The sequence below is a fragment of the Sphaerotilus sp. genome (genome assembly GCF_013299175.1).
Classification (GTDB): domain Bacteria; phylum Pseudomonadota; class Gammaproteobacteria; order Burkholderiales; family Burkholderiaceae_C; genus Sphaerotilus.
This window is the reverse complement of sequence record NZ_JAAFKF010000151.1, coordinates 1-6,427: the sequence shown is the minus strand read 5'-3', so window position 1 is coordinate 6,427 and position 6,427 is coordinate 1. Positions and strand designations below refer to the sequence as shown.

The following is a 6,427-nucleotide window of genomic DNA, read 5'->3' as shown; positions in this document are numbered from 1 at the left end:
CGACGGTCAGGCAAGTGTTCAACAGCAACACGCCCTGCCCCGCCCACGCCCGCAGGCTCCCCGACACCGGCAAGCCCAGCCCCAGGTCCGCCGCCAGTTCCTGCCGGATGTTGCGCAGGCTCGGCGGAATCTTCACCCCGTCGGCCACCGAGAACGCCAACCCCTCGGCCTCGCCCGGCCCGTGGTACGGATCCTGGCCAAGGATCACCACCCTCACCTGCTGCGGTGTCAGCGCCTCCAGCGCCCGCAGTGGCCGCGCCGGGTACACCTCGGCCCCAGCGGCCACCCGTGCATCAACCGCCCGGCACAGCGCCTCGCCGCGTGGACTGGCCACAAATGCCGCCACCAGGTCATCCCAGCCCGGCGCCACGTCCACCAGCGCCTCGGCCAGCGGCCGCGTCAAGCGGTTGTCGATCATCGGCGGAACAACTCGGCCAGTGCCAGACCCGGATCAGCCGCGCGCATGAACACCTCGCCGACGAGGAAGGCATGCACGTCCGCCGCCCGCATCCGTGCCACGTCCTGCGGCCCGAGGATGCCGGATTCGGTCACGAGCAACCGGTCTTCCGGCACCTCGGCCAGCAGGCCCAGCGTGGTGTCCAGCGTCACGTCGAAGCTGCGCAGATCGCGGTTGTTGATGCCCACCAGCGGCGTCTTCAGCCGCAGCGCGCGGTGTAGCTCCTCGCCGTCGTGGACCTCGACCAGCACGCTCATCCTGTGCGCCAGCGCCACCGCCTCCAGATCGGCCATCTGCGCATCATCGAGACACGCCGCGATCAGCAGGATGCAGTCCGCGCCCATCGCCCGCGCTTCATGGACCTGGTACTCGTCCACCATGAAGTCCTTGCGCAGCACCGGCAGTGCGCACGCCGCCCGCGCCTGTTCCAGGTAGACCACGGCGCCCTGAAAATACTGGACATCGGTCAGCACGCTCAGGCACGCAGCGCCATGGCGCTCGTAGCTCTGCGCGATCTCGGCCGGGCGGAAGTCGGGGCGGATCACGCCCTTGCTCGGGCTGGCCTTCTTGATCTCGGCGATGACGGCGGGCTGCGCCGCGGCGATCTTCGTGCGCAAGGCGGCCTCGAAATCGCGCACGTCGGTGCGTGCCTCTGCCTCGTCACGCAGGGAGGGCAGCGGGCGCCGCGCACGGGCGGCAGCCATCTCCTCGTGCTTGGTGACGACGATGCGGGCGAGGATGTCGGGGACACCGGGGGGAAGGGTTCGGCTCATGCTGCGGCCAATTCCTGCGTGCGGGTGACGAACTGCTTCAGGCGCTCGGCGGCCTGGCCATTGGCCAGCACCTCGCGGGCGCGCTCGATGCCCTCGGCCATGGTCGGGGCGACATTGGCTGCGTACAGCGCCACACCGGCATTGAGCATGACGATGTCGCGCGCCGGACCGGGTTCGTTGTCCAGCACCGCTTGCAGCAAGGCACGCGACTGCGCAGGCGTCTCGACCTTGAGCGAGCGGTTGCTGGCCATCGTCAGGCCGAAGTCCTCGGGGTGGACCTCGTACTCGCGGATCTCGCCGTTGCGCAGTTCGCCCACCAGCGTCCCGGCCCCCAGCGACACCTCGTCCATGCCGTCGCGGCCATAGACCACCAGCGCGTGCTCGGCGCCGAGCCGCTGCAGCGCCCGGACCTGGATGCCGACCAGATCGGGGTGGAACACGCCCATCAGGATGTTCGGCGCATCGGCCGGGTTGGTCAGCGGGCCGAGGATGTTGAAGATCGTGCGCACGCCGAGTTCGCGCCGCACCGGGCCGACGTTCTTCATCGCCGGGTGGTGGTTGGGGGCGAACATGAAGCCGATGCCGGTGTCGGCGATGCACTGCGCGACCGCCTGCGGGGACAGCGTCATCGGCACGCCCAGGGCTTCGAGCACGTCGGCGCTGCCGGACTTGCTGGAGACGCCGCGGTTGCCGTGCTTGCTCACCCGCGCCCCCGCCGCGGCGGCGACGAACATCGAGCAGGTCGAGATGTTGAACGTGTGCGAACCGTCACCACCGGTGCCGACGATGTCCACGAGGTGCGTGCGGTCGGCGACATGGACCTTGACGGCGAACTCGCGCATGACCTGCGCGGCGGCGGTGATCTCGCCGATCGTCTCCTTCTTGACGCGCAGGCCGACCAGCAGCGCCGACATCATCACCGGCGACATCTCGCCCCCCATGATGCGGCGCATCAGCGTCAGCATCTCGTCGTGGAAGATCTCGCGGTGGTCGATGACGCGGCCGAGGGCTTCGGCGTCGGTGATCAGGGAACGGACGGCACTCATCGGGCGGACTCCAGGAAATTCTTGAGCATCGCGTGGCCGTGCTCGCTGAGGATGGATTCGGGGTGGAACTGGACGCCTTCGATGGCCAGTTCGCGGTGGCGCACGCCCATGATCTCGCCGTCCGCGCTGGTGGCGGTGACGAGCAGTTCAGGGGGCAGCGTGGCGCGCTCGATCGCCAGCGAGTGGTAGCGCACGACGCTGAACTGCTCGGGCAGGCCGGCGAAGACGCCGCGCTGGTCGGTCGTGATCGTGTCGGACTTGCCGTGCATCTGCACCTGCGCCCGCACGATGTTCCCGCCGAACGCCGCGCCGATGCTCTGGTGGCCCAGGCACACGCCGAGGATCGGCAGCCGGCCGGCGAAGTGGCGGATCGACTCGATGCAGATACCGGCCTCCGCAGGCGAGCACGGCCCCGGCGACAGCACCAGCCGATCGGGCTTCAGCGCCTCGATCTCGGCGATGGAAATCTCGTCGTTGCGGTGCACCCGCACGTCCTCGCCGAGTTCGGCGAAATACTGGACGAGGTTGAAGGTGAAGGAGTCGTAGTTGTCGATCATCAGCAGCATGGGGGTTCTCCTTCTTCGCCTCAGAAACCTTCTTCGACCAGTTCGGCGGCGCGGATCAGCGCCCGCGCCTTGTGCTCGGTCTCTCTCCACTCCATCTCGGCCACCGAATCGGCCACCACCCCCGCCGCCGCCTGCACGTACAGGGTGCCGTTCTGCACGATGCCGGTGCGGATGGCGATCGCCACGTCCATGTCCCCCGCGAAGCTGAGGTAGCCGCAGGCGCCGCCGTAGATCCCGCGCTTGACCGGCTCCAGCTCGTCGATCAGCTCCATCGCCCGGATCTTGGGTGCCCCGGTCAGCGTGCCGGCCGGGAAGGTGGCGCGCAGCACGTCCATGTTGCTGGTGCCGTCCTTCAGCAGCCCCTCGACGTTGCTGACGATGTGCATGACGTGCGAGTACCGCTCGACGACGAAGGCTTCGGTGACCTTGACGCTGCCTGTTTTGGCGATGCGGCCGATGTCGTTGCGGGCCAGGTCGATCAGCATCAGGTGCTCGGCGCGTTCCTTCGGGTCGGCGAGCAGCTCGGCCTCGGTGACCTTGTCGTGCTCGGGGCTGGTGCCGCGTGGCCGCGTGCCGGCCAGCGGGCGGATCGTCACCTTGTCGCCGTCCAGCGTGTGCTCGTGGCGAACGAGGATTTCGGGCGAGGCGCCGACGATCTGGAAATCGCCCATGTCGTAGAAGTACATGTACGGCGACGGGTTGAGCGTGCGCAAGGCCCGGTAGAGCGACAGCGGCGAAGCGGTGTACCGCTTGCTCAGGCGCTGGCCGATCTGCACCTGCATCAGGTCGCCCGCCGCGATGTATTCCTTGCTGCGGTGGACGGCGGCGAGGTAGTCGGCCTGGGCGAAGGGCCGCTCGACCGGCTGCGGCGGCGTGCGCTCCACCACCGGGGCGACGACCGACTGGCGCAGCCGCTCGTTCAGCGCCACCAGCCGGGCTTGTGCGCGGGCATAGGCGTCGGGCTGCTGCGGGTCGGCGTAGACGATCAGGTAGAGCCGGCCCGACAGGCTGTCGATCACCGCCAGCTCCTCGGTCTGCAGCAGCAGGATGTCGGGCGTGTCGAGTCCGCCGGTTTTCTGCACCTTGGCCAGCCGCGGCTCCATGTAGCGCACAGCGTCGTAGCCAAAGTACCCCGCCAGCCCGCCGCAGAAGCGTGGCAAACCCGGCCGCAGCGCCACCTTGAACCGCTGCTGGTACGCCTCGATGAAGTCGAGCGGGTTGCCGTCGTGGCGCTCGACGACCTGGCCGTCGGTGACCACTTCGGTGATGCCGAGTGTCGTGCGCAGCAGCGTGCGCGCCGGCAGGCCGATGAAGGAGTAGCGCCCGAACCGCTCGCCGCCGACGACGGACTCCAGCAGGAAGCTGTGCGGCTGGCCCCCGGCGAGCTTCAGGTAGAGCGACAGCGGGGTTTCCAGGTCGGCGAAGGCTTCGCTGACGAGCGGGATGCGGTTGTAGCCCTGTTCGGCCAGGCGCTTGAATTCGAGTTCGGTGATCACGGTGTGCGCTCCATCGGCCCACCGGCATGCTCGCGTGTCGAAACGACTTCAGGGGATCGCGTGCGTGCCGCGGGCCTGGTTTGATCGGGGGGTGCGGCGCGGTCCGGGGACACGCGGCGACAGACATCAGCAGATCGGGTCAGGCGTCGGCTTCAGCGACGCCAGGGCCAGGCTCCCCGGTCTTGCGACCCGGCGGTGCGGCCGATGCTGTGGTGTTTGCGCGAGAAAAACATGGTGCGGTCAGTGTAGCAGCGCATCCAGCCGATCGACATGCGCCAGCGCCGGCACCGCCCGGATCGGCTCGCCGTGGTTGTAGCCATAGGTCACCAGCACGACCGGACAGCCGGCCGCGTGCCCGGCCTGCGCGTCGTTGCGGGAGTCGCCGACCATCAGCGTCTGCGCCGGCAGCGTGCCCAGTGCCTTGCAGGTTTCCAGCAGCGGCAGCGGATCGGGTTTCTTCCGGGCAAAGCTGTCGCCGCCGAAGACGAACTCGAAGAACCCGTCCAGTCCCTTGCTCGCGAGCAGCGGCCGGGCAAACGCCACCGGCTTGTTCGTCAGGCAGGCCAGCCGCAAACCCGCGTCGCGCAGGCGCTGCAAGCCTTCGACGACACCGGGGTACACGTCCGAATGCTGGCCGTTGAGCACCAGGTAATGCCGCTGGTAGGCCGCCCACGCTGCGTCATACCGCCCGGCATCCGCGCCGACATGCGCCAGCGTCGAGCGGATCAGGTGCTCGCTGCCCTGGCCGACGGTGTGCTCGACGAAAGCGCGGTCCACGACGGGAAGGCCAAGTTCGGTCAGCGTCAGGCGCAGCACGGCCACGAAATCGCCGAGGGTATCCACCATGGTGCCGTCGAGATCGACGATGGCGGCTTGGAAAGGGATCAGAGGCATGGGTTCAGGCGACGGTAGTTTCCCGCAGTGTCGCCCGTGTGTCGCCCGGCGGCGAGCAGATCGTCGGATAGTCACCTGCCGAACCCCGCACAGGAGACCTCGCCATGACCGCCCGCGCCACCTTCACCCGCATGGAAGACAGCACCGCCGCCGACTGGCAGCTCATCGGTGGCGAGTACCTGCGCTTCGCCCGCACCCTGCCCGACCGGCTGATCGCGCACCTGCGCCTGCTGGAGGGCGACTACGGCGGTTTCCCGGTCGATCGCTGGACCCACTGCCTGCAGACCGCCACCCGGGCGCTGCGCGACGGGCGCGACGAGGAGTACGTGGTCTGTGCGCTGCTGCACGACATCGGCGACACGCTGGGCAGCTTCAACCACGCGGACGTGGCCGCCGCGATCGTCCAGCCCTTCGTCGGTGAGGCCAACCACTGGATGGTGCAGCACCACGCCATCTTCCAGGGCTACCACTTCTTCCACCACATCGGCCTGGACCGCAACCTGCGCGACCGCTTCCGCGACCACCCGCACGCCGCGCACACCGCCGAGTTCGTCGCCCTCTACGACAACCCCGCCTTCGACGCCGACGCCGAGACCCTGCCGATCAGCACCTTCGAGCCGATGCTGCGGCGCGTGTTCGCGCAACCGAAGCAGTCGCTCTACAAGGCGGCACTCGCCCCCATGGCCGCACCCGCACCGATGGAGTAACCACCATGCACATCCCCTGCCTGCAAGACCAGGTCAGTCCCGAAGAATGGCAACTGCGCTGCGACCTCGCGGCGGCCTACCGGCTGGTCGCCCTCCATGGCTGGAGCGATCTGGTCTTCACCCACATCAGCGCCCGCCTGCCCGGCCCTGACCACCACTTCCTGATCAACCCCTACGGGCTGATGTTCGAGGAGATCACCGCGTCATCGTTGATCCGCATCGACCAGGCGGGCCACAAGCTGCAGGACAGCCCCTTCCCGGTCAACCCGGCCGGCTTCACGATCCACAGTGCGGTCCATGCCGTGCGGGACGATGCGCAGTGCGTGCTGCACACCCACACGCGGGCGGGCGTGGCCGTCGCTGCGCAGCAATGCGGCGTGCTGCCGATCTCGCAGCAGAGCACCTTCGTGCTGGCCTCGCTGGCGTACCACGGCTACGAGGGCGTGGCGTTCCGGCCGGACGAACAGCCGCGCCTGCAGGCCGACCTC

At 68.7% G+C, this 6,427-nt stretch carries 8 protein-coding genes; 2 read left to right on the top strand and 6 right to left on the bottom strand.

What is annotated here, in order from left to right; genetic code table 11:
• From QZW52_RS18030 to gph, 6 genes are all read right to left on the bottom strand, one after another.
• Positions 1-418 (bottom strand): uracil-DNA glycosylase family protein (locus QZW52_RS18030; RefSeq protein WP_294001241.1); only part of this gene is annotated, 418 nt, incomplete at its 3' end.
• The gene (gene trpC / locus QZW52_RS18025) at positions 415-1,230 is read right to left on the bottom strand and encodes an indole-3-glycerol phosphate synthase TrpC (protein WP_294001238.1); all 816 of its coding nucleotides are present in this window, start codon (positions 1,228-1,230) and stop codon (positions 415-417) included. The genes QZW52_RS18030 and trpC, both read right to left, overlap by 4 nt.
• Positions 1,227-2,276, bottom strand: a complete 1,050-nt coding sequence (trpD, locus tag QZW52_RS18020; protein WP_294001236.1) for an anthranilate phosphoribosyltransferase — start codon at positions 2,274-2,276, stop codon at positions 1,227-1,229. The genes trpC and trpD overlap by 4 nt, the downstream gene beginning before the upstream one ends.
• Positions 2,273-2,842 carry an anthranilate synthase component II gene (locus tag QZW52_RS18015; RefSeq protein WP_294001233.1) on the bottom strand — a complete coding sequence of 190 codons (570 nt, stop codon included), beginning with the start codon at positions 2,840-2,842 and terminating at the stop codon, positions 2,273-2,275. The genes trpD and QZW52_RS18015 overlap by 4 nt, the downstream gene beginning before the upstream one ends.
• A gap of 20 nt (positions 2,843-2,862) precedes the next feature.
• Positions 2,863-4,338 carry an anthranilate synthase component I gene (trpE, locus tag QZW52_RS18010; protein ID WP_294001231.1) on the bottom strand — a complete coding sequence of 492 codons (1,476 nt, stop codon included), beginning with the start codon at positions 4,336-4,338 and terminating at the stop codon, positions 2,863-2,865.
• A gap of 240 nt (positions 4,339-4,578) precedes the next feature.
• Positions 4,579-5,232: a phosphoglycolate phosphatase gene (gene gph / locus QZW52_RS18005; protein WP_294001228.1), complete on the bottom strand. Its 654-nt coding sequence runs from the start codon at positions 5,230-5,232 to the stop codon at positions 4,579-4,581.
• A 104-nt stretch (positions 5,233-5,336) separates the two neighbouring features.
• Here gph and QZW52_RS18000 point away from each other — a divergent pair, with 104 nt between their 5' ends.
• Positions 5,337-5,939 (top strand): HD domain-containing protein, encoded by a 603-nt coding sequence (locus tag QZW52_RS18000; RefSeq protein WP_294001226.1) that lies wholly within the window; start codon positions 5,337-5,339, stop codon positions 5,937-5,939.
• Positions 5,940-5,944: 5 nt separating this feature from the next.
• Positions 5,945-6,427: class II aldolase/adducin family protein (locus QZW52_RS17995; protein ID WP_294001224.1), on the top strand; the 483-nt coding region annotated here is incomplete at its 3' end.